26 protein-coding genes are annotated in these 25,229 nt (G+C 61.3%); 14 read left to right on the top strand and 12 right to left on the bottom strand.

Going from position 1 to position 25,229, the window contains the following annotated elements; all coding sequences use genetic code 11:
• Positions 1-14 precede the first annotated feature (14 nt).
• The gene (locus tag EV679_RS08850) at positions 15-380 is read left to right on the top strand and encodes an EF-hand domain-containing protein (protein WP_068367945.1); all 366 of its coding nucleotides are present in this window, start codon (positions 15-17) and stop codon (positions 378-380) included.
• A gap of 102 nt (positions 381-482) precedes the next feature.
• On the top strand, positions 483-1,442 hold the full coding sequence (gene glsA, locus EV679_RS08845; protein ID WP_068367950.1) for a glutaminase A: 960 nt from the start codon (positions 483-485) through the stop codon (positions 1,440-1,442).
• 304 nt (positions 1,443-1,746) lie between these two features.
• Here glsA and EV679_RS08840 read toward each other — a convergent pair whose 3' ends face one another.
• Both EV679_RS08840 and EV679_RS08835 read right to left on the bottom strand, forming a co-directional pair.
• Positions 1,747-2,244 carry a RidA family protein gene (locus EV679_RS08840; protein ID WP_165390009.1) on the bottom strand — a complete coding sequence of 166 codons (498 nt, stop codon included), beginning with the start codon at positions 2,242-2,244 and terminating at the stop codon, positions 1,747-1,749.
• 43 nt (positions 2,245-2,287) lie between these two features.
• On the bottom strand, positions 2,288-3,703 hold the full coding sequence (locus EV679_RS08835; protein WP_068367952.1) for an NAD(P)/FAD-dependent oxidoreductase: 1,416 nt from the start codon (positions 3,701-3,703) through the stop codon (positions 2,288-2,290).
• Between the two features lie 717 nt (positions 3,704-4,420).
• Here EV679_RS08835 and EV679_RS08830 point away from each other — a divergent pair.
• From EV679_RS08830 to EV679_RS08815, 4 genes are all read left to right on the top strand, one after another.
• Positions 4,421-5,365: a LysR family transcriptional regulator gene (locus EV679_RS08830; protein ID WP_130486992.1), complete on the top strand. Its 945-nt coding sequence runs from the start codon at positions 4,421-4,423 to the stop codon at positions 5,363-5,365.
• Positions 5,366-5,534: 169 nt separating this feature from the next.
• Positions 5,535-6,173 carry a TetR/AcrR family transcriptional regulator gene (locus EV679_RS08825; RefSeq protein WP_242611449.1) on the top strand — a complete coding sequence of 213 codons (639 nt, stop codon included), beginning with the start codon at positions 5,535-5,537 and terminating at the stop codon, positions 6,171-6,173.
• A 58-nt stretch (positions 6,174-6,231) separates the two neighbouring features.
• A complete protein-coding gene (locus EV679_RS08820; protein ID WP_068367962.1) occupies positions 6,232-7,422 on the top strand; it encodes an NAD(P)/FAD-dependent oxidoreductase in 1,191 nt (396 codons plus the stop codon).
• 51 nt (positions 7,423-7,473) lie between these two features.
• Entirely contained in the window at positions 7,474-7,911 is a 438-nt protein-coding gene (locus EV679_RS08815) for a DUF1641 domain-containing protein (RefSeq protein ID WP_068367965.1), read from the top strand.
• A 33-nt stretch (positions 7,912-7,944) separates the two neighbouring features.
• On the opposite strand, the gene EV679_RS08810 is transcribed toward EV679_RS08815, so the two are convergent.
• A complete protein-coding gene (locus EV679_RS08810; RefSeq protein WP_068367968.1) occupies positions 7,945-8,751 on the bottom strand; it encodes an AraC family transcriptional regulator in 807 nt (268 codons plus the stop codon).
• A gap of 149 nt (positions 8,752-8,900) precedes the next feature.
• Here EV679_RS08810 and EV679_RS08805 point away from each other — a divergent pair, with 149 nt between their 5' ends.
• On the top strand, positions 8,901-10,070 hold the full coding sequence (locus EV679_RS08805; protein ID WP_130486991.1) for an MFS transporter: 1,170 nt from the start codon (positions 8,901-8,903) through the stop codon (positions 10,068-10,070).
• Here EV679_RS08805 and EV679_RS08800 read toward each other — a convergent pair.
• On the bottom strand, positions 10,067-11,023 hold the full coding sequence (locus tag EV679_RS08800; RefSeq protein WP_068367972.1) for a LysR family transcriptional regulator: 957 nt from the start codon (positions 11,021-11,023) through the stop codon (positions 10,067-10,069). The genes EV679_RS08805 and EV679_RS08800 overlap by 4 nt on opposite strands.
• 233 nt (positions 11,024-11,256) lie before the next feature.
• Here EV679_RS08800 and EV679_RS08795 point away from each other — a divergent pair, with 233 nt between their 5' ends.
• Both EV679_RS08795 and EV679_RS08790 read left to right on the top strand, forming a co-directional pair.
• Positions 11,257-11,973: a pirin family protein gene (locus EV679_RS08795; protein ID WP_130486990.1), complete on the top strand. Its 717-nt coding sequence runs from the start codon at positions 11,257-11,259 to the stop codon at positions 11,971-11,973.
• A gap of 164 nt (positions 11,974-12,137) precedes the next feature.
• Positions 12,138-13,115, top strand: a complete 978-nt coding sequence (locus tag EV679_RS08790) for an arsenic resistance protein (protein ID WP_068369211.1) — start codon at positions 12,138-12,140, stop codon at positions 13,113-13,115.
• 53 nt (positions 13,116-13,168) lie between these two features.
• On the opposite strand, the gene EV679_RS08785 is transcribed toward EV679_RS08790, so the two are convergent.
• Entirely contained in the window at positions 13,169-13,891 is a 723-nt protein-coding gene (locus tag EV679_RS08785) for a DUF6796 family protein (protein ID WP_068369215.1), read from the bottom strand.
• Between the two features lie 204 nt (positions 13,892-14,095).
• Here EV679_RS08785 and EV679_RS08780 point away from each other — a divergent pair, with 204 nt between their 5' ends.
• Positions 14,096-15,364, top strand: a complete 1,269-nt coding sequence (locus tag EV679_RS08780; protein WP_130486989.1) for an ArsB/NhaD family transporter — start codon at positions 14,096-14,098, stop codon at positions 15,362-15,364.
• 8 nt (positions 15,365-15,372) lie between these two features.
• Here EV679_RS08780 and EV679_RS08775 read toward each other — a convergent pair whose 3' ends face one another.
• On the bottom strand, positions 15,373-15,660 hold the full coding sequence (locus EV679_RS08775; protein ID WP_068367978.1) for a hypothetical protein: 288 nt from the start codon (positions 15,658-15,660) through the stop codon (positions 15,373-15,375).
• A 419-nt stretch (positions 15,661-16,079) separates the two neighbouring features.
• A complete protein-coding gene (locus EV679_RS08770; protein ID WP_238591309.1) occupies positions 16,080-16,487 on the bottom strand; it encodes a DUF1090 domain-containing protein in 408 nt (135 codons plus the stop codon).
• Between the two features lie 487 nt (positions 16,488-16,974).
• On the opposite strand from EV679_RS08770, the gene EV679_RS08765 reads away from it, so the two are divergent.
• Positions 16,975-19,335: a penicillin acylase family protein gene (locus EV679_RS08765; protein ID WP_068367980.1), complete on the top strand. Its 2,361-nt coding sequence runs from the start codon at positions 16,975-16,977 to the stop codon at positions 19,333-19,335.
• A gap of 178 nt (positions 19,336-19,513) precedes the next feature.
• Here EV679_RS08765 and EV679_RS08760 read toward each other — a convergent pair whose 3' ends face one another.
• The 3 genes from EV679_RS08760 to EV679_RS08750 form a co-directional block, all read right to left on the bottom strand.
• The gene (locus tag EV679_RS08760) at positions 19,514-19,831 is read right to left on the bottom strand and encodes a hypothetical protein (protein ID WP_130486988.1); all 318 of its coding nucleotides are present in this window, start codon (positions 19,829-19,831) and stop codon (positions 19,514-19,516) included.
• Between the two features lie 166 nt (positions 19,832-19,997).
• Positions 19,998-20,273 (bottom strand): hypothetical protein, encoded by a 276-nt coding sequence (locus EV679_RS08755; protein ID WP_068367984.1) that lies wholly within the window; start codon positions 20,271-20,273, stop codon positions 19,998-20,000.
• 73 nt (positions 20,274-20,346) lie between these two features.
• Complete coding sequence (locus EV679_RS08750; protein WP_068367986.1) at positions 20,347-20,574, bottom strand: LysR substrate-binding domain-containing protein; 228 nt, start codon at positions 20,572-20,574, stop codon at positions 20,347-20,349.
• 371 nt (positions 20,575-20,945) lie between these two features.
• Between EV679_RS08750 and EV679_RS08745 the strand changes: the two genes are divergently transcribed.
• Entirely contained in the window at positions 20,946-21,239 is a 294-nt protein-coding gene (locus EV679_RS08745) for a hypothetical protein (protein ID WP_068367988.1), read from the top strand.
• A gap of 133 nt (positions 21,240-21,372) precedes the next feature.
• Here EV679_RS08745 and EV679_RS08740 read toward each other — a convergent pair whose 3' ends face one another.
• Positions 21,373-22,821, bottom strand: a complete 1,449-nt coding sequence (locus EV679_RS08740) for an NAD-dependent succinate-semialdehyde dehydrogenase (protein WP_068367989.1) — start codon at positions 22,819-22,821, stop codon at positions 21,373-21,375.
• A 342-nt stretch (positions 22,822-23,163) separates the two neighbouring features.
• Here EV679_RS08740 and EV679_RS08735 point away from each other — a divergent pair, with 342 nt between their 5' ends.
• Positions 23,164-23,538: a nuclear transport factor 2 family protein gene (locus EV679_RS08735; RefSeq protein WP_165390008.1), complete on the top strand. Its 375-nt coding sequence runs from the start codon at positions 23,164-23,166 to the stop codon at positions 23,536-23,538.
• 345 nt (positions 23,539-23,883) lie between these two features.
• Here the strand turns inward: EV679_RS08735 and EV679_RS08730 are convergent, their stop codons facing one another.
• Positions 23,884-24,093, bottom strand: a complete 210-nt coding sequence (locus EV679_RS08730; protein ID WP_068367991.1) for a cold-shock protein — start codon at positions 24,091-24,093, stop codon at positions 23,884-23,886.
• 368 nt (positions 24,094-24,461) lie between these two features.
• On the opposite strand from EV679_RS08730, the gene catB reads away from it, so the two are divergent.
• On the top strand, positions 24,462-25,097 hold the full coding sequence (gene catB / locus EV679_RS08725; protein ID WP_130486986.1) for a type B chloramphenicol O-acetyltransferase: 636 nt from the start codon (positions 24,462-24,464) through the stop codon (positions 25,095-25,097).
• Positions 25,098-25,229 lie beyond the last annotated feature (132 nt).

Genomic DNA, 25,229 nt, shown 5'->3' with positions numbered 1-25,229 from the left:
CGAGGCGGCACAACATGAAAGCAAAGAAATTATTCCTGTCCCTGGCGCTGGCCCTGCCGTTTTCCGTCAATGTCGCGCTGGCACAAGCACCGGTTGTCCAACTGGATGAAAGCGTATTCAAGCAGCTCGATACCAACCAGGACGGCAAAATCAGCGAAGCGGAGTACCGTGTTTTCATGGAACACGCCTTTGACAAACTGAATACCCAAGGCAATGGGGCCCTGAGTCGCGAAGAGGCTGCGCCGGTCTTTACTGCCAGTGAATTCGACCTGGTGGATACAGATAAAAACGGCAGAATTTCACGTGAGGAGTTCATCATTGCGGTCATGAATGATTTCCATCGCCAGGACCGCAACGGCGACGGTTTCCTGACCCGCTGACCTCCCCGGCAACCGCCATTGCCCAGTTGTTCCAGCCAGCCAGGACAAACGGGCAGCTTTTCGGCTCGTGGCCCTGGATATTCCCTTCCCGGAGCAGTCGCTATGCCAACGCCCCCTTCCATCCAGCGTGCCGTTGATGACGCCTTCCAGGCGTTCGGACAACTGCCCGGCGGCGCCAATGCCGATTACATCCCTTTTCTGGCACAAGTTCCTGACAAACTCTCCGCGCTGGCGGTTGTCGGCATAGACGGCAGCCAGTATTGCGCTGGCGATGTGCGCTACCGTTTTGCCCTTGAATCCATTTCCAAGGTCTGCACCCTGGCATTGGCTCTGGAAGACTGGGGGCACGATACCGTGCAGGAAAAAATAGGCGCGGATGCGACCGGCCTGCCTTTCAACTCCATCATGGCGCTGGAACTGCATGCAGGAAAACCGCTTTCTCCTCTGGTCAACGCGGGCGCCATCGCCACGGCCAGCCTGGTGAAAGCCGGCTCGGTGGAAGAACGCTGGCAGCGCATTCTTGCCATTCAGCAACAGCTGGGTTCGGGTGAGATTGCGTTGTCTGCCGAGTTGAATGAGTCGGAACAGAGCACCAACGCCCATAATCGCGCCATCGCCTGGCTGCTGCACTCTGCCGGCTATATGTACTGCGACCCCATGGAGGCTTGCGATGTCTATACACGCCAGTGTTCGACCTTGCTCGACTGCCTGGAACTGGCCACCATCGGCGCCACGCTGGCCAGCGGCGGCCTTCATCCCTTCAGCGGCAAACGGGTACTGCAGGCGGAAAACACCCCGCGCATTCTGGCTGACATGACCATGGAAGGGCTGTACGACAGCTCTGGAGATTGGGCATATACCGTCGGTCTGCCCGGCAAAAGTGGCGTTGGCGGCGGTCTTTTGGCCGTGGTTCCCGGCGTGCTGGCCATTGCGGCATTTTCTCCGCCCTTGGACGAGTTCGGGAACAGTGTGCGCGGACAAAAGATGATAGCCGCGGTTGCCGACACCCTGGGCTACAACATCTACCGTTCGCCCGCCACGGCGCTGCCCCACTCACGCTGATGGCACGCTGCCGCGTTCCAGCCGCCCGCCAGGCCCGCCTCCCTTTCGCCATCCATCCTGCGCAGACTCTCGCGCACATCAGAACCGCGATAGCCTGCCGGGAAGCAAGGCGCCTGCTATCAGTCGGTGCCATCCACGCCGAACAGGCACACCATCCTGACGCCCCTCTCTTGCAGACATGAAAATGGCCGCTGGTGCGACAAACACCAGCGGCCATGATTACGGCTCCCGCCTGGCAGCCAGAGCGGTATCGCCCTGGCTGCGCGCACTGAAGCCGCTTGCCTGACTCAAACCGCCCGGGTAGCTACGGACGGACTGCCGTCACCTCGATTTCAACGCGCCATGCCGGATGCGCCAGCGCTGCGACCTGGAAGGCCGAGCGGGCCGGCAGCACAGGTTGCTTGGCCGCATCACCGTAGAACTGCGTGTAACCTTCCATGAAACCGGCAAAGTCCATCTTGCCGTCATTTTCCGGGCCACCGACCAGGAACACCTGCATCTTCACGACGTCTGCCATGCTCAGCCCCAGGCTTTCCAGATGCTGCTTGGTCTGGTTCAGCACGCTGATAGTCTGTTCCTTGGTATTGCCATAGGCAGCCAGGGAATCCTTGGGCTGGTCGGGGTGGCTCACTTCGGGCACTTTACCGCTCAGGTAGACCACCGTTTTCCCCGCCGGCACTTCAACGGCGGAAGAGATCGGGAAACTGCCAGCGCCATGGCGCACGACATTGTCAGCAGCAACCGCTGCGCCGGAAAGCGCAGCACCCGCTACCAGAACGGCAGCGGCGGTTTTCTTCAGCATTCCTGTCATAAACATCTCCTGGTTAAAGCTAGGCCTCGCATCCTTACAGCAGACGGCTGAGGTGGAAGGGTTTCGGGTCGACCTTAGGCGTCTCGCCGGTGATCATATCAGCCATCAACTGACCGGCTGCCGGCCCCTGGGTCAGGCCAAAGTCAAAGCCCGAGGACACGAACAGGCCAGGCACGCTTTCGATGTCGGAAATCACCGGGATCAAATCGTTGGCCACGTTGACCACACCGCCCCAGCGCTCGACGACCTTGGCGTTTTCGAATACCGGGAATTCGCCACGCAGCCAGGACAGGGAGGTGTCCAGCAATTCGTTGTTGGGCGTGGGTGCCGTGACGCGAGCCAGTTCGAAGGGGCTGACTTCATCCATTTTCCACGAACGCGGCGTCTGGAAGGAGCGCACCAGGTCGCGATTGAGAGCGAGATCCATGTGCAGACCGCCCAGATGCTTGGGCAGGTGCGGCAGGAAATCGGCAGCCAGCGCGAAGCTGTCGCGGATGATGGGGGCGGTCAGGTAACGCGGGCCATTGGAATAGCTGCCATCAACTTCCTTGCGCCACACGACGATACCGGCGTGGCCGCAAGCAGGCGGCGCGCCCGCGACATCGCTGATACGCTGTTGCGACAGATAAACCGGCAGCAGCGGCAGGTTGATGCCGGCGTTGCCGCAGAACAAGCGCGACCAGTAGCCCCCGGCGACCACCACGGTCTTGGCGCGGATCGGGCCCTTCTCCGTAATGACGCCCGACACGGCGCCACCTTCAGTTTCAAAACCACGCACCGCGCAGTTCGTGACGATTTTCACACCCTGGGTTTGCACATAGCGGGCCAGCATCGAAGCGCCGATTGCCGGCTCGATACTGCCGTCGTCTTCCTGCAGGAAGGCGGTTTTCCACGGCGTACGTGCACCCGGCAGACGCTCTTCCAGCTCAGCGCCTTCAATGAAGCGCGCGCGGATGGGGGCGTGTTCCGGCGCCTGGTGCCGGGCTTCTGCCAGCCAAGCTTCGACCTTGGCCACATCTTCGTCGTTGGCGCATGCCTGCACGCGGCCATAAGAACGGTAGCTGGTGTCGGCACCGATTTTCTCGTTCATGCCGCGCCAGAGGTACTTGCTATGCTGGATCAGTTCGGTAATGCCGTCCAGGCCATAGCTCGTAACCTGGCCATAGGCGCGGCTGGACTGTTCACCCGCGATCACGCCCTTTTCGCAAATCACTACCGACAGGCCGCGCTCGGCCAGGTACAACGCAGTGGCCACGCCGATCATACCGGCGCCGACGATTACCACGTCCGCGCTGGCCGGCAACGTGTCGTCGCCAGCCACAGGCAGCGCGCGCGAAGTCGTTGCTTCCAGCACGCTATCGCGCAGCAGCATCGGGGTCACTGCGGCACCGCCAGCGACAACCACACCGGCGCCCGCGCCAATCAGAAGTTTCCGTCTGGTAATCTTCATAATAGTTACTTCTATTCTCTTTAATTGTACGAATGCGCCGAACCCTGGGCGTTCGGTACGCGGGAGATCGCTATTGGATGTTGGTATTACCGGTGCGCAGGTCCGGAAACACCATCGGCAAAGCCGCCCCTACAGGGACAGACAGCAAAAGAACCGACGATTGGCAAGGCATTCATGACCATACCCATATGTCGCGTCCGCAACGGACGCTGGACTGGAGCAAACGTCGGCAACAAGTCGCTCCTGGTCGGGGAATCCGGTGTTCTGACCAGTACCAACTGGCACATGAGGCCGGAAACACGGTGTTCAAACCTTTGTGCGCCGCGCATGAGCGATGGACTGCAATCAAGGCCATCAAAATGAAGCCGCGCCCGCCGCCGGGCTTCCGGGAACGATGCCTGCGGCGTCAAGAGGTCACTGCCTCGCTGGTCCCCATGCGGATGGCCGGGGCTTGCGCTTGGGCGCGTGGTCATGCAGAAGTTCCAAAGCCATACAGATGGCGCGCATTGTGGTCCATTCTTGAAGGGCTCACAACCGTGTCACATTAAAAACATATTTGCATAATATGTAAAAATAGCCGTCTTCAGAAACGGAATATCCGGGATATCCGCATCATCTGTGCATAGCTTCCCGGTAACACCGTCCATTCTGGCGGCAGGGAAAAAATTCCTAAGTTAGTAATAAACAAACCATTCCTTTCAGACTGGCATCGTCGAAATGAGCAGAAATCTGGAATCCGGCGTCATCCACGCCATGCGCGCATTCTTACGTGTCGTGGATAGTGGCAGTTTCACCGCCGCAGGCGAGCAAATGGAACTGACCACGGCGCAGGTATCGCGGCTGGTCGCCGACCTGGAACGCCGCCTGGGCGCGAAACTCCTGCAACGCACTACCCGTAGCCGGGTATTGACCGACGTGGGCAGCGACTATGCCGCCCGCTGCCGGGAAATCATCGCGTTGGTGGAAGAAGCGGAAGCCAGCGCGGCCGGCGCGGCCACCAAGCCGCAGGGACGGCTACGATTGCAGAGCATGGCCAGTTTCGGGTTGCATTATGTCGCCCCCATGCTGGCTGAGTTCTGCGCCCAGTACCCCGGCCTGGTCGTCAACTACAGTACCTCGCAGCATTTTCCCGACCTGCTGGCCGATGGCGTGGACGTCAGCCTGTATCTGGCGGAATCCCTGACGGATTCCGGGCTGACCGCCAAACGCCTGGGCACGACGTTTTCCATCCTGTGCGCCTCGCCACACTATATCCAGCAGCGCGGCCAGCCCGATCTGCCGACCGAACTGCGCGAGCATGACTGCCTGCGCGTGGTCAATCCATCCATATCCACGGATTGGCAACTGACCAATAGCCAGGACGAAAGCCATGCCTTCGAGCCCCAGGGGCCCCTGGTTGCCGATACGCCGGAACTGCTGCTGGAAATGGCAATGCGCGGCGCTGGCATCACCCTGCTGCCGCTTTTCACTGTTATTGACGCCATTCGCAGCGGGCGCCTGCTGCGCGTGCTGCCCGACTGGCGCTCGCCGGATATCGGCGTATTCGCCATGCTGCCGTCGCGCTCGTTTGTCGATGCGAAAACGCGCGTCTGGCTGGAATGGGTGGACGAGCACATTTCCCCGCAATTACAAGCCGACGCCGCATTCTTTGCAAAAGCATGATGCACTGACTTTCCTTGCAGGCTGTGCCACCCGCGGCTGCAAGCAACCCCTTCCCTGTCTTCCCTCGCTGCTCCGGCCCGCATCAGAAGGCCGCCCTCATACTCATAGCGAAAACCCCAGCTGTCCTATTTATACTTATTTTGCTAATTTTAAAACCAAGACAGAACGAATGTTCGTTCTGATTTTCCGACGCGCCATGAACAGCACTATTTCCTCTCCCGTTTCCCTGACGCTTTTCCCAGAACTGGGTTCCCGCCATGTGGCCACGCTGCGCGCGGCCCTGCGGCTCTTCACCGAGAAAGGCTATTTCAGTACGTCCATTCACGACATCGGCAGCGCAGCGAATGTCTCGGTGGGCTTCATGTACCACCACTTTTCCGACAAGCAAGGCCTGGCTCATGCGCTCTACCAGCATCTGATCACCAGCATGAATGCCCTGCTCGATGACATAGAAGCCACGCATGCAACAGCCCGCGAGCGCTGCCAGGCCGTCGTACGCATGCTGTTCGAATTGACCGAAACCGAGCCTGACGTGATGTCCTTCGTCGTCCATGCACGTCACCAGGAGTTCCTGCCCGGCGAACCGTCGATCTGTTCGGCCATGCCTTTCGTGCGCATGCGCAATTTCGTCTTCCAGGGCATAGAAGCCGGCGAAATCCGCGCCATGGAACCCATCGTGGCAGCTTCCATGATGTACGGCGCGGCCATCCGCATGGTCTGTCTGCGGCTTGATGGCGTGATCGCCGAGCCTCTCGCACGCTACATAGACGAGCTCTGGCACAACACCTGGCAGTCGCTGATGACCTGATTTCCCTGGCATCGGAGCGGACATCCGTTCCGAGCTTTACCACCCTGAGGAGCGTTCCATGGCACATCGCATTTTGATCATAGGCGGGGGCATAGGCGGCACGATGACCGCCAACCACCTGGTGACCAAGCTATACCCTGAAATCCGTTCCGGCAAAGTGCAGGTCACAATGCTATCGAACTCCCCTTGGCACTACTACAAACCGGCCTTCATGTATGTCGCGTTCAACAGCTTTTTCCGCGACGAACTGCGCCGCCCCCAGCGCAGCCTGTTGCGCCCGGAAGTGGACTTCCATATCGAAGAGGTCGAAGAATTCGAGTTCAAGGCCAGCCGGGTACGCTGCAAGAGCGGACGCCTGGTGGGCTATGACCACCTGATCATCTCCACCGGGTGTATACCTTCGCCCGAACGCATCGAGGGGCTCAAGGAAGCCGGCGACCATTTCTACCAGCATGCACCGGCGCGTCAATTGGCGGAGAAGCTGAGCACCATTGAACAAGGCCGTATCTTCATTACCGTCACCTTCCCCAAAACGCCCAATGTCCCGCACCAATGCGGCATCGCACCCATCGAAACCACGCTGATGCTCGACGACCTGCTGCGCAAGCGCGGCGTACGCGACAGGGTGGAAATCGTCTACACCTACCCCACGGTCTCCCAACTGCTGCGCAACTGCCTGTTCCTGCAGAAAGATACCTGCGAAGTCCTGCCGACCATCTTCGAACAACGTGGCATCAAGTATCAACGTGGTTTCACACTGGACCACGTGGACCCGGACCGGAAAATCGCCTATTCCGCCGAAGGCAAGGACGAAAACTTCGACATCCTGATGGCCACGCCGCCCATCCGCGCCGTGGACGCCGTGCAGCGCACCGGCATTTCCGAAGCGCTGGACGGCGAAGGCTGGCTGCCTACCAACCATGAAACCATGCAGGTCTATGGCCTGGAGAATGTGTACGTCCTGGGCGATACGGTAGACCTGCCGGTGAGCAAGGCCGGCGGCTCATGCCACAGCCAGTCGCCTGTCGTGGTCAATAACGTCGCATCCGAAATACGCTTTGGCCATCCTTGCGATGCCTATGACGGACGCGTCGTGGCAATCGCGCAAATGGGCCTGGAAGACGGCATGCCGCTCTGGTACGACTACCACGTGGACGTCAAGCCCACGCCGCCCAACAAACTGGGCGGCCTGATGCGCAAGGGGTTCAATCGCGGTCTGTACTGGTCCGTGGCACGCGGCCTGGTGTAAGCCTGAAAGCCGCCAAGGTCCCTACCCTAATTCCCGTAACGGAGCCTCATCATGACGTCCACTGACAACTCTCAAGCACAAGTCCACGCCCAACCCCAGGTCGACAGCCTGCTTAAAGACGAAGCCGCGATGCAGGGCCTGGCCGAACTCGTCGGCAAACTCGAACCCCTGCTGGCCGGCCGCCGCCTGAATCGCATCGTAGACCTGCTGTCCGTCACCGCCGATCTGGTGGACATGAGCGACGCCTACATGATCGAAAAGCTGGCCAAGGCCTACGAGGAAACCACGGGCGCGCTCTGGACCGCCGGCAATGCCGTGCGCATGGCCAATGCCCAGGTATCGCAAATGAAGGAAACCCCCACGCTGTTCGGACTGGTCCGCATGGCACGCGACGAAGATGTGCGGCGCGGCCTGAGTTTCCTGCTGGCGGTCGCCGGCGTGCTGGGCAAACAGATGTCACATCCGCCGCTGGACTACACGGCAGACTGAATCCCCTGACCCTGCCGCCCCGCCGGCCGCATGTCACAGACGCCGGCGGCGTGCCTCTGCCGGCGAGGTGGGCAAGGCACGGAAATATTCCCCCGGCGTCTGGCCCACCATACTGCGGAAAAAGGCGATAAACACACTGTCGCTGGAAAATTCCAATTCCGCAGCCGTTGCTGCAATGGTTTTGCCGGTCGCCAGGCATTCCATCGCCCGCATCAGCCGCCATTGTTGCCGCCATTGCTGGTAGCCCATACCGGTTTCCTTGCGGAAAATGCGGCTGATGGTCTTGCCACTGGCGCCGACGCGTTGCTCCAGCGCGTGCAGCGCCGGCGGCAGTTTTTCCGATTGCCTGAGCAACCCGGCAAGACGGCGATCGGCAGGCATAGGCAGCAACATGGGCTGGATACTGGCACAGCCGATCTCATCCATGCACAAGGCCAGCAAATGCGCGTATCGGCCATGGCCCCATTCCTGCTCGAACGGCGCCAGCGCCATGGGCTCCAGCACGGCCCGCAGCAAATCGCTGACTTCAATGACCCGCACGTCCGCCGGCATCTGGACTGCCATATCAGGCCGAAAATACAGGGAACGGTAGTCCACGATGCGAGTCATCATGGCCTGGTGCAGGATATGCGGTGGAATCCACACCGCCCGGGAAGGCGGCATCAGACAGAGTTTGCCGTCCAACACGATTCTTATACATCCCTGACGGGCATACAAAAGCTGGCCACGTGCGTGGCTGTGCATGCCGGAGTCGTGGTCGGCCAGTTCCGAGGCAATGCCGACCACCGGCGCCGCATGGGCGTCTGCATCAAAAATCGCGCTGGGGGCAATCCATGTCATACAAGTGTTTTCTCTGGTAACGGATCATGCCCAATTCGGGCAGCCCCGCCAAGATTGTCCGATTTCAGTTATTTTATGTCCAAACATGCATAATCGGAACATGCTGCTGCGATCAGAATGACAGACCTCATCATTCCAGGAGCCAGCCCGTGCCACATCGGCATCTCGTCGCCTGGGCGGTCATCGTTCTGATGTTCCCCCAACTGGCGCAAACCCTCTACAGCCCCGCACTCACGGATTTCTCTCAATCTTTCGGCATTCCGCCCAGCGCGGCAGCGCAAGTACTCAGCGTCTATTTCCTCTGCTTCGCCCTGGGCGTCGTGCTCTGGGGCCGGCTTTGCGATTCTCTTGGCCGCCGTCCCGCGCTGATGGCCGGCCTGCTGCTGTTCACGGCCGCCACGGCCGCCGGTTTGGGCGCCACCAGTTTCGGCATGCTGCTGGCCAGCCAGGGCCTGGCGGCACTGGGCATCGCCACCTGCTCCATCGGCGTCCAGACCGTGCTGCGCGACCGATTCCAGGGACCGGCACTGGGCAGCGTCTTCTCGCTGGTCGGCATGGCGCTGGCGCTCAGCCCCGCGCTGGGCCTGTTTGCCGGCGCGGCGCTGACACGCTGGCAAGGCTACCAGGGCGTCCTGCTGGCCTTGATGGCCACAGCCCTGCTGCTGCTGGGCTGGACCGCGCGCCGCCTGCCGGAAACGCGGCTCGGGCAGGCGCGGCCAGCGCCGCTGTGGCCCACGCTGCAACTGATGCTGCGCGATCGCGACATCTGGCAGGCGGCCGGGCTGGTCGCCCTGTTCAATATCGCCATGTTCAGCTACTACGCTACCGGCCCTTTCCTGTTTGCACGGCTAGGCTTGTCCGAAGCGCTTTATGGCTATAGCGGCGCCCTGCTTGCGGCTGGCGCAGCGCTCGGCGCCTGGGTCAATCGCCGCCTGCTCGCGGCTGGTCACCCTGGCACCACCCTGGTCCGGTGCGCCATCATGCTGATGCTGCTTGCGGGCAGCGCGGTCTGGCTGCTGCAGGACAGCGTATGGCTCCTGCTGCCTTTGACGCTGATCGTCCTGGCCTATGGCATGGCCATTCCCAACCTGCTGGGCGCGGCCCTGCATGCTTACGGCCACTGCCTGGGTACCGCCGGTGCCCTTTTCGGCCTGCTGTATTACCTGCTGATCGGTGCAGGCATGTGGCTGGCCGGACAGGCCCAGGCATTGGGCCCGACGCTCACCGTCTGCGCTATCCTGGCCTGCCTGGCCGACGCCTGCGGCGGTGCAGCGTCATCGCGGCGTGCCCGCCAGGCCGCCATGCAGGCAAAGCGCTAAATGCCCGGGTGCGCAAGCAACGATGTCGCCAGGCTTGCGGGCGGCTGCGCCCAGGGTTCCTGCAGGAAGCGTTGCGCCAGATAATCCATGAAGGCCTGTACCCGGGCGGGCCGCCGCCGCCCCGGGGGCGCAACGATATGCAAGGCCAGCGGCGCTACCAGCCAGTCGTCCATCACGGTTTCAAGCTGGCCGGACTGCAACTGCTGCCAGGCCAGGAACTCGGGCTGCAAGGCCACACCCAGCCCAGCCAGCAAGGCAGGAGTCAGTGCATCGGCGTTATTGACCCGCAACCGCAGCGGCACGGCCTGCGTGAATTCTCCTTGCACCGCGTGCCGGAAGCGCCAGTTCGCGCCCCCGGGCGCATAGCTGTACTGCAAGGCCTGATGCGCCGCGAGCTCACGCGGATGCCGGGGACGGCCATGAGCCTGGAAATAAGCTGGCGCCCCCACCAGCAAGATGCGCACGCGGCACAGATGGCGCGCCAGCAGGCTGGAGTCTTCAAGATTCGCGATGCGCAGCGCCATATCGAACCCTTCCGCCACCAGGTCCACATGACGATCGTCGAACTGGATGTCCAGCGCCACTTCCGGATGCTGCAGCATGAATGCCGGCAGCAGGGGCGCCAGGCGTTCGATACCAAAGGACATGGGCGCGGAAATCCGGATGAGACCACGCAAGGCGGAGGACTGCTCCGCCATTTCCGCTTCCACTGCCTCGCCCTCGGCCAGGATGCGTTCCGCCCGCTCCAGTGCCGCCTGGCCGCTTTCAGTCAGGGAAATGCGGCGCGAAGTGCGGTGAAACAGCATGGTATTCATACGGCCTTCCAGCCGCGCCACTGCCTTGGACACCGTTGCCTGCGACAGCGACAGCTCGGCAGCCGTTCTGGCAAACGAGCCGGTCTGCGCCACCTTGGCGAAAATGGCCCAGGCTTCAAGATCCGGTAATTTCTTCATGATGCGCACTCCTGCGTGGCCCGGCCCGGCTTGCCACACGGGTTCGCGGCAGCCATGCCGGGCTGATCCCTGTATTTACCACGGCCAACCGCATGCCGGCCATCAAGCCCGGCACACGATCCCCTGCAGCCCTGCAAAACGGAAAGGATGCTTTTCCGTTTTCGGGATTCCGCCTGGCCAGCCATCGACTTAGACTGGCAGCATCAGTCACGAATCAGCCACAGGAGGACATCATGCTTGAACACCGTCCCTTTGCCAGTCTTGGCGGCGCCGACCACGGCTGGCTGAATGCCAGACACCATTTTTCCTTTGCCGAATACCACGATGCCGATCGTGTGCACTGGGGCGCCCTGCGGGTCTGGAACGATGACACCATCCAGCCCGGCACCGGGTTTCCGCCACATCCCCATGCCGATATGGAGATCATCACCTACGTGCGTGAAGGCGCCATTACGCACCAGGACAGCCTGGGTAACAAAGGGCGCACCGTCGCCGGCGATGTCCAGGTCATGAGCGCGGGCAAGGGTATCCGCCATAGCGAATACAACCTGGAACCGGGCACGACACGCATTTTCCAGATCTGGATTTTCCCGGAAAACCGGGGTGGCGAACCGTCCTGGGGAACCCGCCCCTTCCCCCGCGATGACCGGGCCGGCCGCTTCATCACGCTGGCCAGCGGCATGCCGACCGACGCAGACGCCTTGCCGATCCGGTCGCGCGCCCGGGTGCTCGGGGCCACGGTGAAGGCCGGTGAAACCATCGAATACACATTCGATGAGGCCTTGCGCTATGGGTATCTCGTGCTGGCCACGGGCAAGGCGGAAGTCAATGGCCTACCGCTCGCCGCTCGCGACGGCGCCGCTGCATTCGATGAACAACGGTTGAGCATACGCGCCATCGAAGATACCGAACTGGTGCTGGTCGATGCGCCGGGCCTGCCGCAGTCCTGACGCCCAACGGGCGGCCCTGCGCCGCCCGGCACTACCCACATTCTGCCTCAATACCCTGAGCGGCCGCCCGTTTCCCTCGAACGTCCCGTCAGGACAGCGTCGGGCCTGTTAACTGAGATTTTCAGGCACAATCCCGGTTGCCTACGCTCATCCTCCTGGCCTGCATGCTTCCGCTACGCGACTTCCTGGAACGCCATCAAGTTCCCCTCTATTTCTGTGCCGTCCTGCTAGCTGCAGCCCTGGCTATCGCCCAGCCGGCCATGGCGGCAAACCTGGAACAAGCCATCAACCCGGCCCTGGCGCTGATGCTCTACCTGACTTTCTTCCAGGTTCCGATGACCGAACTGAAGCGCGCATTCGGGCGCTTGCGCTTTCTGGCCGCACTGTTGCTGACGAATTTCCTGCTCGTGCCGGCGCTGGTGGCCGGCCTGTTGCCCTTGCTGCCGCCCGACCCTTTGCTGCGGCTGGGGGTGCTGATGGTCCTGCTCTGCCCCTGCATAGATTATGTCGTGACCTTCTCGCACCTGGGCCGTGGCGATGCCCGCCTGCTGCTGGCCGCCACGCCTATGCTGCTGGTGGTACAGATGCTCTTGCTGCCCGCCTACCTGGGTCTGTTCCTGGGCAGCGAGGCTGCGCTTTTGGTGCGTGCCGGGCCATTCCTGGAGGCGTTCCTCTGGCTCATTCTTGTGCCGTTGCTGTGCGCCGCCATGTCGCAGGCCGGCCTGGCCCGCGCCGCAACGCGAGCGCCAGCACAACAAGCCAGCCGGCTGTTGGGTCTGCTGCCGGTACCGGCTACGGCCTTGGTGCTTTTCATTGTGATCGCTGCCGTCGTGCCGCAACTGGGCCTGTCCCTGTCTGCGGTGCGCCAGGTTGTGCCGGTCTATATTGCCTTCGCCCTCTGCGCCCCCGCGCTCGGTTGGCTGGCCGGGCGCCTGCTGCGCCTGCCGCCCACCGAAGGCCGTGCGCTGGCCTTCAGCGCCGGCACGCGCAACTCTTTGGTCATCCTGCCGCTGGTACTGGCCATACCCGGCGCGCTGCCCTTGCTGCCCGCCGTGGTGCTGACGCAAACCATCGTCGAGCTGCTGGGCGAGTTGCTTTACATCCGGCTGATCCCATTGCTCGGCCGGCAACGCGAGCACTGAGGGGCGGCCTGACGACGGCCTTGCGGACGACCGCCACTCACCCACTCGCCCATTCACACCTTGGGCCTGCCGCCCGACAACAGCACCAGCGCGCTGCCGAAGAACACCAACTGCGCCAGATTCAGGCTGGCGCTGCCGATGAGCGCTGCCAGCAGATTACCGGGAAATTGCAGGGTCACGCCCGCCAGCACGATCGCCACGACAACCGGATTGAAGATTGCCGTCCAGCGCGGCAGGCGGGTACGCCCTGTCATGACACGCCCCATCACCAGTAACCAGCCCAGCGTGCTTGCCGCGACCGAACCGACCCAGTGCACGGTCAACAAATGCTGGAACTGGTTGAAAGCCTGCACCTGCGCGGCCCAGGCTTCGGCCGCGCCATGCAACATGCTCTGGGCCTGCAGACCCACGAAACCAAAGGCAGCGTGCCCCAGCGGCGACCATGCATAGCCGGCCAGCAGCAGCAATACCGTCAACCGGCTCAAGTTGCCCGGCGGCAACAGGCGGTACAAGGCAAAGCAGGCCAGCATGTAGAGCACCACGCTGAAGGTTGCCAGGTAGATGCCCCACATGAGGCGCTGCGGCGAGCCATCCAGCATCAGGATGGCCATCTCGCTATCGAGCTGCCCCGCCAATTGCTGTGAAAACAGCGGATAGGCCTGCGGTCTGGGCACGAAACCGACCAACAGCATATCGGCCACCGTCCAGCACAAGGCTGCGACGACACCACAAATCAAACTGCTTCTGATAACTTTTTGCAAATCAAACGAGGACATGGACTGCCTCCGGAAAAGGAATTTCGCCCGGGCATCATAGGGCATGACCCAGCCGCGTGCCAGCGGGATGCTGCACAAGCAACATCTGCATACCAGAGAATGGCTCGACGCATACAGGTCTGGCACAGGCAACGCTAAACTACGCAACTGCAATAGCCACTGTTGCCACTGACACCCCAGTGCCGGCAGCCACACAAGAAGCCGATGGATACGACCCTTCTGATTTTCCTGATTGTCTATGTCGCCATGGGCTTTGGCAAGTTGCCGGGCTTCAAGGTCGACCGCACGGGCGCTGCCGTCGTGGGTGCCCTGGCGATGATGGCGGCGGGCAGCATTTCACCACAGGCCGCCTGGCAAGCCATCGACTACCGGACCATCTGCCTGTTGTTTGGCCTGATGGTGGTTTCCTCGGCATTCGTGGAATCGGGCTTCTATGCCTGGACTGCCCGCCGGGTCGCCACCCTGCGTATCAGCCCGCCAGCCTTGCTGGGCGCACTGGTGGTCGTCGGCGGCATACTGTCAGCCCTGCTGAGCAATGCCGTGGTAGTCGTGGCGATGACCCCGCTATTGGTCTCGCTGACATTGGCGCGTGGCCTCAATCCCGTCCCCTTTCTGCTGGCCTTCTGTTTTGCCGCCAATACCGGCGCGGCCGGCACGCTGATCGGCAGCCCCAAGAACATGATCGTCGCCCAGGCGCTGGACCTTTCCTTCCTGAGCCTGCTGCGCGCCACCATCATCCCGGCCCTGATTTCCCTGCCGCTGGTCTGGGGCATCATCGCCTTTATGTACCGCCGGCGCTGGACGCTCGCGTCCGACGCCACGCCCGCACCAACCGTCGTACCAACCGCCGCGCCCGGGGGCGGCAACGATGGCGTCCAACCCCTGGATCTGTGGGAAACGATCAAGGCCAGCCTGGTCACCCTGGCCGTCATCGTGGCCTTCATCTTCAGTGACTGGCCACGCGAGCTAGTGGCGCTGAGCGCGGCAGGCCTGCTGCTGATCAACCGCCAGATCGCCTCCAGCGACATGCTCCGGCATGTGGATGGCAACCTGCTGCTGCTCATCATGGGCCTGTTCATGGTGAATGCCGCCTTCGCCGCCACCGGCCTGCCCGAAGTCCTGCTGGGCGACCTGCGTTCGGCAGGCATTCACCTGGATTCGCCTATCGCGCTCTTTCTCGTCATTGCCCTGTTATGCACGCTGGTCGGTACCAATCCGGCCGTAATGATGCTGTTGCCCTTCCTGCGCCCGACTGCGGAAACAGCCAACAGCATGGGTGCCGCCCTGATCATGGGGTCAAGTTTTTCCAGCAATCTTTTTATCTTTGGCAGCCTGGCGGGCATCATTGTCGTGGAACAGGCAGCAGCCTGCGGCATAAAAATCTCGTTCGGAGAATTCACCCGCGCCGGCTTGCCGGTCACCATCGCCTGCATGCTCATGGCCGGTGCATGGATATTGCTGGCAGGGGCCTGAGCCAGACATCAACACCCGAGCAGCACCAGCGACCAGGCGCAGACGGCTGACAACCACAGCACCACCACGTAGCTGGTGCGGCGAATGGCGACGTCCACGCCGGCGCGTTCCAGGCGTGCGTAACACAAGCCCGCACAGACGAACCCCAGGGACCACAGCACGCCAGCAGAGACCGTCGCCGGCCAGATCCAATCGCCGCTCCAAGCGGAAAGACGGCCATGCCACGGGCCCAGCACAGGATAGACTGCGTAGTACAGCACACCGCCCAGGGCGCCCATGCTCAGGACCCCCAGCATCGCTGTCACCGATGCGGCAATGAACGATCGCCTGATTCCACCGAACCGGCTTGCTCCCGCTTTCATCGAAACCACCCATATATATGACGAGCGCGCCCAATGAGGAGCACTCGCCATCACGCAGCCATGTCGGTCGTGCCGCTGCGCTGGCCGCGCCTGGTCCATCTACTGAGCTGCTTGCAGCTGCCTTCTTCAAGGCCTGGCCTGGCGCAGCACACCCCTGCCGGTAGTCATGGCCATGCCCAACGGCAAACGCGCATGTCCCTATCCAGCCTCTTTTCCCGAATTTTTATTATTACAGCAGATGCTACTATATAAAACTCGTGGCGGCATGCAAACGCGGGCATCCGGCACGATCAAACACCCACTGGAACCCGCTGCACGGCCTGAAAACCTGCCGCAAGCACCGTAGGCAACCATCATTTGGCGGTGAAGCCGGACTCAAGCTCGCGCAGTTCGTTCTGCAGCAGACGCAACTCCTCGCGCTCGCGCTCAAGCTTGCGCTCCAGCTTGCGTACCTTGTCCAAGCGCCCTTCCGTCTGCTTTTCTTCGATCTCCGCCTGGATTTCGTTCACTTTTTCATTCTGTTCGGCAATTTCCGAACGTTTCTCGCTGACCAGCCCGGCATCAGTGCAGTGCGTACGCACTTCGGTCAACGCCCGCTCCAGGCCGCGCTGACGGTACACGTTGCCATAGGTTTTGGCGTAGTCGAGCTGCTGCTCGATTTCTGCCGCCTTGCGCTCGCAGCCAGGATTGGCCGCCTGGGCAGGCAATGCGGCACAGGCAAGAACAGTCCACAAGGTCGCTTGAATCAGCTTTTGCATCATTTTTCCCCTATCAATGCCGCCGTCCGGGCGTGTTCCGCGCGAAGAGTGGCCGGACCTCCAACATGCAGTCCGTTACAGATTGTTATACCGAAGAAAGCGACCAGGCAGAATCAGAAACTTACGATTACCTCCCTTTTCAACGTCAAGGAATTTAAAAATCATCAAAAAACCAGACTTTTCCGCTTAAATGCGCGGTTTTCATCTGGCTGAATCACGGTTTTTTCCCTAACTCCATCTCGGTAGAAACAAGGGTTAATCCCACATGGTGCAACCTTGATCCAAGCCGCCAAGTCCCTTAAATTGACTTACCGGACGGTTAATTGAGTCCACAAGAAACGACTGTCCGCTCCAGGCGCTTCCACCATCGCACCCGGAACCCTGTCCTTACCCCCACGGGACAATCGGCGACACCCGCCCCCTTCCGGGCCCCGCCACCACAAAAAAACCGACAAAAAACAGAAAGTGTTCTGGAGGAGAGAGCATTCCCATGAAGCAATATCGTCACAAGCAACTGGTCCGCAACCTGGCATGGGCTGGCGCCATGGCCGCGCTACTGAGCGGCTGCCTGTCCAGCGGCAAGAGTTCCCAGTCCACACCGGAAAAATCCGCCGGCTACCAGGTAGACATCCGCCGCACCACCGGTGGCGTTCCCCATATCAAGGCCAATGACTACACCAGCGCCGGCTATGGCCTGGGCTACGTCTGGGCCGAGGATCATGCCTGCACCATGTCCGGCCGCTGGCTGACGACCAGCGCCCAAGCCGCTGCCCGCTTCGGGGCCAACGGGCCTGACTTTTCCTTCGATCTGCGTAATGGCAACCTGGCCAGCGATCTCTATATCCAGAAACTCATCGACGAAGGCTGGCTTGAAAACCTGTTGGCCGACCAGTCGCCGGCAGGCGTGCTGCCCGAAGTCCGCGAACTAGTGCGCGGCTACGTCGCGGGCTACAACCGCTATCTGCAGGAAGTCGACTACAAGCTGCCCGACGAACGATGCGTCGGCGCCGACTGGATCCGCCCCATCACCGAACGTGATCTGTATCTGAACGCTGCCTTCTGGGCCGACATGCTGACCGCCGTACGCAACGAATTCGACGGCTTCCTGGCAGCGGTACCCCCGGGCCAGAAGCCCGATGCGCAGCGCATCAGCGCCGCCCAGCGTGCCGCGCTGCCTGCGCCCAAGATCCTGGCCAGCAATATGGTCGCCCTGGGCAAGGACGCGACCCGCGACGGCACCGGCATGGTGTTCTCCAACCCGCACTGGGAGTGGAACAAGGCCGATGGCATGGTGGCCGCGCACCTGACGATTCCCGGAAAACTCAATGTCAACGGCATGACCTTCGGTGCCAGCCCTGTTATCGGCATTGGCCATAATGACGCGGTAGGCTGGGCCGCCACATCCGCCGGCGCCACCATCACCAATGGCGTGCGCTACCGCCTGAACCTGGTACCGGGTTCCCCCACCAGCTATCTGGTCGATGGCAAGCGTCACGAAATGGTCCCCACCACCGTAACGGTCCAGGTACGTGGTGCGGACGGTAAACTGGCGCCCTACACCCACACCTTCTACGACACCCTGTTCGGCACCGTCAGCGTCTCAACCGACCGCCCCTGGACCGTGGAACATGCCTACACCTGGAAACACAGCCCGATCAAGGTTTCCGGCCTGAACATGTGGCACCTGTACTCGCAGGCCCGGACGGTGCAGGACATCCACGCCGCCGACAAGGCGACACTAGGCGTGGCATGGATCAACTCCACGGCAGCGGATTCGCAAGGGCATGCCTACCGTTCGATGCCCAACCCGCTGCCCTATGTAACGGACGCCATGATGAGCGACTGCGCCGTCTCTGGCGCCGTGCTCGACGGCAGCCGCATGTCGTGCGCCCCTATCCAGGATGACAGCGCCATTTTCCCGGGCGTCTTCCCCTCGGCGCAGATTCCCTACCAGTTCCGCGACGACTACGTCTACAACGCCAATGATTCCTACTGGATCACCAATCTGCGCGCGCCGCTGGAAGGCTACCCGTCGCTGTACGGCAAGGAAAAAACCGTACTGAGCAACCGTTCACGCGGTGGCCTGGAAATCATCGAAGACCGGCTCGAACAGCGCGATGGCCTGCCGGGCAAGGGTTTCACGCTGGAACAATTCATCAGCCAACTGTTTGACGGCCGCGACTATGCGCGCATCTGGCAGCCTGAACTGGTGTCGTTCTGCCACTCGCTGACGGCACGTACGGACGCGCCGGCCATGCTGCCACAGGCCTGCGACGCGCTGGCCGCCTGGCAAGGGACCTATCTGCTGGACGACAAGGGCGCGGTCCTGTTCCGCCGCTTCCTGGAAAACAGTCAGGTCACTCCTGCCTGGTACACCATCCCCTTCGACGCCAATGACCCGCTGAACACGCCACGCGGCCTGCAACCGTCCGAAGAGGTGCGCCAGGCCCTCTATGCCGCCGTCAATGATCTGGTCAGCAACGGGATTGCGCTGGACGCTTCCTTGCGCAACTACCAGCATCGTACTGTCAATGGAGAACGCATCCCCGTGCCTGGCGGCATCGCCTTCTTGCGCATGAATACAGACCCCTTCAAGGGCAAGGACGGCTGGGAAGCCATCAGCGGCAGCAGCTTCATCTACTGGGTGGAAATGACACCCCGAGGCCCGCGCGGCAAGCAGATCCAGGTGCAAGGCCAGTCGGATAATGCCAATTCGCCGCTGCATGCCGAGCAAACGCGCCTTTTCAGCGAAGGCAAGTATCTGGACATCCGATTCACCGAGGAAGAAATCACCGCTGATCCAAAACTGACGGTAAAAACCTTGCGCGCCAACACCGACGGCACCTTCTAGGCGCCAATAACATCCACGCCCCGTCATTGCCGCCCCTGGCGGCTGCGGCTCATCAAAAGCGGGATGCCCTCTCATAGGGGTATCCCGCTTTTCCACTCAGGCCAGCCTGATTGCCGCAAGCGCCCACATGAGCTGCACGCTGCTGCCAACGCCGATCCGCAGCAGTCCGCCAGGGGCGCTAGGGTTGCGGAACGTCAGCCAAGCAAAGCTTGCGCCATTTCTCGCCAAACGTTTCGACTGCCTGGCTTTTGCCAGCCTCGTTCACCGCTTCCGGCTCTTCATAAGCATTACGGGCGATCGCCTGCACCAGTGCCTGCTGCCCGCCATAACCGGTGCTACTGGCGGCATGGGCGGCCAGCAGCTCTTCCAGGCTGACCCCATGCTGGCGCACATGCATGGTGGACCGCGACAGGAACGCTACCGCGTCACAGATCTCATCGTCCGATGTTTGCGCCTGCACCGGCAACGCCAGCAAGGCAGCGGATGAGACCAGCATGACAGCCGTCCGCTTGAGCACAAAGAAACCATTGCCTGCCCTGCAAACCTTTACTTTGCTCATAAATGTTCCATAACTTGCCTCTGGGCATATTGCGGGAAAGGTCCGAAACCCATTGTTCCAATGCCCCAGCCTGCCTACGGTGCTATCTCGCACAACAGTACGATTACAAGGCCGTCACGAAAGTTGCCAGGCCAAATACAATGCCAGGCGAATTGGCAATGGCAATCGGCCAGTCCCGTTTCGGTTGCTTGGTCAGACCATAAACAACCCACAGGGTGCAATTGCAGGCCGCCACCAAAGGTTGCAGCCAATTTCCTTTCATGCCATGCAGATTATTACTGATCTGGGGAATGTAGGACACATACATGGCCATTGCCGTCACCGTCGCAACCCAGCCCAAAATCGTGAACCATGACCGCTCACCGGCCGTCTTTGTCATTGCTGTCTCCCAGAAATTGATCCGGCTTCCTCCGCTCTCGGACACGGAACGCGCCATGGGCATCATGCCACAGCTATCTGGCCAGTCCCTGCCCCATCGGTAACAGGGATTGCGCAAAATGCTCGGCCAGCGCCCTGACCTTGCGTGGCAGGTATCTTCGTTGGGGATAGGTAGCGAACAGTTGCAGGGGTGCCGCCGGCTTGTTCAGAACCAGCGCTTCCAGCTCACCGGTATCCAGCAGCGTCTGGCAAGCGCTCTTAACCAGAATGGCATAGCCGAGCCCGCGCCGGGCGGCGGCCACGGTCAGCGTACCGCTGTCGAGAAACTGCCCTCGGCCAGCACGACTGCAAATACCCGTACCGAATTGAGATTCAGACGCTCAGACATGTCCATTCCTAGCTTCTTTGATATTTTTATCTTATCAATTACCTGCCGCTGCTAGCGGTTGCGGGAACGCTGGCCATCGGGCTCATGCTGCTGCTCCCCCAGCTGCAACCCACCGTACCGCCAATAATGGCCCGGTCCTGATGCACAGGACTGTCTGCCGATGCGGCCCCAGGCGACAAGTAAACGCCCCCATCGCAGCCCTCCCGGACACACACCTGCGAAAAGGACTTTTCTTAACCCCAGAAAATACTGTATAAATAAACAGCACCATTCTGGAGACTCGCGATGCCATACATCATCACCCTGCAGGACGCCCCGACTGAACTTCCGGAACGCGCCCGCACAGACGCCGAAAGCCGGTTCCGCCGTACGCTGGAACGTGCCCTGGGCGGCCCCGACGCTGTTGCAGATACCTACCGTGCCTGGCAGCAGGCGGAAGAAGCCTCGGAAATGGAAATGCGGCCGGAAGATATCGCACTGGCAAAAAAATGGATCACGGCAGCCATGCGCGCGCGCAACGAGGGCTTTCGTGACCTGGGAGAATGTGAAGCCTATTTCGAAGTCCGGCTGGAACGCTAGATTCCAGCCCCACCCGACAAAACCTGCAACCCACGCCATGGATGATGGCGAATGGCGTGGGTACATGGCATGGGTACACAAGACAGGCCTGCCAGGGCCTGTTTCTTGGAGCCGGCCTGTCAAGGCCGGCTTATCACGACAGTACCGATACCACCTTGGTGTTCAGATAGGCTTCCAGCGCTTCCGGCCCGCCTTCGGAACCGTAACCGGAATCCTTGATTCCGCCGAACGGCAACTCCGGCCAGGGCGCGGCAGGCTGATTGACCCACAGCATGCCGACCTCCACGCCCTGCGACAACAGCCGCAAGTTGCGCAGTGACGTCGTGAAAGCATAGGCAGCCAACCCGAACGGCAAGCGATTGGCTTCGGCGATGGCATCCTCGATGTCGTCGAACGCACGCACAGCTGCTACCGGGCCGAACGGCTCTTCATTGAACACCGATGCCGCCAGCGGCACATCGTCCAGCACAGTGGGTGCGAAGAAGTTGCCCGTCTCGCCCAGACGCTTGCCGCCAGTGGCCAGCGTCGCGCCAGCAGCCACCGCATTTTCCACCACCTTCTGCATGGCGTCCAGGCGGCGCGGATTGGCCAGGGGGCCCAGGGTCGTGCCGGCTTCCAGGCCATTGCCGACCTTCAGGCCCTCGGCGTGGCGCACCAATTCACGCGTGAAGGTCTCCTTGATACTCCTTTGCACCAGGAAGCGCGTGGGCGAAATACACACCTGCCCTGCATTGCGGAACTTGGCGCTGCCAATGGCTTTCACGGCCTGGGCGACGTCCGCATCCTCCGCCACGATCACCGGCGCATGGCCACCCAATTCCATGGTCGCGCGCTTCATGTGCGCACCGGCCAGCGCCGCCAGCTGCTTGCCCACCACGGTGGAACCGGTAAAGGTAATTTTGCGGATCACCGGATGCGGAATCAGGTAGGACGAAATTTCCGCCGGATCGCCAAATACCAGCCCAACCACGCCTTCCGGAACACCGGCATCGACAAACGCGCGCACCAGTTCAGCCGGAGAGGCCGGCGTTTCCTCGGGAGCCTTGACCAGAATCGAGCAACCCGTGCTCAGCGCGCCACACAATTTGCGCACCACCTGGTTGATCGGGAAATTCCATGGTGTAAATGCCGCCACCGGACCGACCGGCTCTTTGAGCACCTGCTGCTGGGCAGCAATATTGCGGGAAGGCACGATACGGCCATAAACGCGGCAGCCCTCTTCCGCAAACCATTCAATGATGCCGACGGCCGACAACGTTTCGACGCGTGCTTCGGCCAGCGGCTTACCCTGCTCCTGCGTTAGCAGCGCAGCGATGCGGTCCGCACGCTCACGCAGCAGGCCGGCGGCGCGACGCATCACGGCAGCGCGCTCCTGCGCAGGCGTCCGGCGCCAGGCATCGAACCCTTTCTGTGCCGCCGCCAGCGCCAGATCCAGATCCGCGCGGCTGGCATGGGCCACCTGGCCGATCACCTGGCCAGTCGCCGGGTTGCGCACATCAATGCTGCGACCATCCGTCGCGTCGCGCCACTGGTTGGCAATCAACAATTGAATCGAGGGATACGAAGTTTCAGCTTGGGACATTCAGGCTCTCCAATGTTTTTCTTGATGGATGCAGGATTCCCGCTTGCGCCACGGGCAGGCCCCAAATGAAGGGCACGGCCCCGCGCGACAGGCAGGAAACCCCACTTGCCGGTACGCACCGGAAACGGCGACGGCCGGCACTTTGGCGCAGGGTCAGAATATTTATGAGACAAGCCGTCATAGGCTAACCCAAGACTGTCGCGACCGTGCGGACCGGCACAGGAAATCTGGGGGAATCGTGTCTTTTTTATTCGTTTTTTGACAGGCGCCACGCCTTGCCCGAGGATAGGCCATCCGCGTCACCGGCTACCGGTACGTCCGCCTTCATCCATGCACGACACCATGAGCGAATCTGAACTCTTCCCGCTGGAACATGCCTTGTGGCATGAAGCTACCCGCTACGATGCCGCCTTCCAGCAAAAACACTTTGCGCCAGATTTTTTTGAATTCGGCCGCTCCGGCCAGATCCATAGCCGGGCCGACTGCCTCATCACCGACGGACCGGCAATCCATGCGCACCTGAGCTGCCTGCAAGCCAGGAAACTGGCGCCGGGAACCTGGCTGGTCACCTACGACAGCAGCGTGCCCGACCAGTCGGGCAACAGACTGCATGCCCACCGCAGCTCCATTTGGTCCTGGTTGGACGGCCGTTGGCAGCTTCGCTTCCACCAGGGCACGCCATGCGAAGCACCGTGCACGAATGCTCCAGCGCGCTAAGCAATACGGCACGACGTCCACAATGTGGCACGACGCCCTTGTGCTATCCTTGCCCGCTGAATGCTTGACAGATATGGGACTAGGCAGGTGTCGGGCCTGGACAATGCGGCGCTGGCAACATGCAGGGTACAGATGCAGGACACCATATCCGTACAGAGCCGGAATCCGTTGGCACCCCCGCTGGCACGCTATTGACCAGCCTGGCGGATCAACACGCCGGCCTGCCGAAGCATCGGGCCAATCAAGACCGGCAAGCCGCAAGCACGAGCCAAATAAAAAGGCTAACCCGATGATGCCATGGGGTTAGCCTGAATTCGAGCTGCCCGCTAAATAGCGGGAGTCATCTTAGATGACTTCGATCTTCGTCGCGCAAGGGCCTTTTTGGCCAACGCCGGCAACAAACGAGACTCGTTGGTTTTCTTCGAGCGACTTATGGCCGCTGCCAACAATCTCGGAGTAGTGCGCAAACAGGTCTTTACCGCCAGACTCCGGCATGATGAATCCAAAGCCCTTTTCGCTGTTGAACCATTTCACGACACCAATTTCAGTTTTCAATGTAATTTCCTAGGTAAGAGGGATAAAAGCACCCCACAGCCACTATCGTCGACCTTGGGAAATAAAGATAGTGCTGTTACCAATTAATTTTTGGCCTGCTGCCAATACCGCTGTGATACCTGACGGCAAACCCGCCCCAAAGGCCCGTCTGAGGCGCTACAACGCCCTGTCCACCCGCTTCGGGGCTCACTCCTGGCGCCTGCGACAAACGTTACAAGCAAAGCCTGCCCGCCTGAAACACGCCAGGAACCAAGGGAACGATTTGCGTCTCCCTATCACAACATTACCGCTACTTCGACACCGTCCTTGCCGGCTGCTGGCGGGCCCGACGGCCTGAATCACGACAACAATCACGATAACGAATCCCAATGTCCAACTACTTCGACAGCCCATTCCGCGGCAAGCTGCTCAGCGAACAGGTCACCAATCCCAACATCAAGGTCGGCCGCTACAGCTATTACTCCGGCTACTACCACGGCCATTCCTTCGACGACTGCGCCCGCTACCTGCTTCCCGACCGGGACGACGTCGATAAGCTGATCGTTGGCAGCTTCTGCTCGATCGGTACGGGCGCCAGTTTCATCATGGCAGGCAACCAGGGCCACCGCTACGACTGGATATCGTCCTTTCCTTTCTTCTATATGAAGGAAGAGCCGGCCTTCGCGCAGGCCCGCGATGCCTTCAGCAACGCAGGCGATACAGTCGTCGGCAACGATGTCTGGATAGGCGCCGAAGCCATGATCCTGCCAGGCGTGAAAATTGGTGATGGCGCGGTCGTCGGCAGCCGTGCGCTGGTCACCAAGGACGTAGCGCCTTACACCATCGTCGGCGGCAACCCGGCAAAGCCCATCAAGCAACGCTTTGCCGATGCAGAAATCGTGCTACTGCTGCAAATGCAATGGTGGGACTGGCCGCTGGCACATATCAAGGCCGCCATGCCGCTGCTGTGCTCGGGCGACATTACCGGGCTGCATCTGTACTGGAAAAACGAAATCGCGGCATAGGCAACGACATGGGGCGCTGCCGCCCCATCATGCCAGAACAGGCCAGGTCGCAAGCCGGCCAGACCAGACGCCTGGCATGAGATCGGCCTAGACAGCGGCCCAGGCACGCACAAGCCGGCGCACCTGCCATGC

The sequence above is a fragment of the Kerstersia gyiorum genome, from assembly GCF_004216755.1.
GTDB classification, from domain to species: domain Bacteria; phylum Pseudomonadota; class Gammaproteobacteria; order Burkholderiales; family Burkholderiaceae_B; genus Kerstersia; species Kerstersia gyiorum.
Note: the sequence above shows the minus strand (reverse complement) of the source record. Positions and strands in the feature narration are given on the sequence as shown.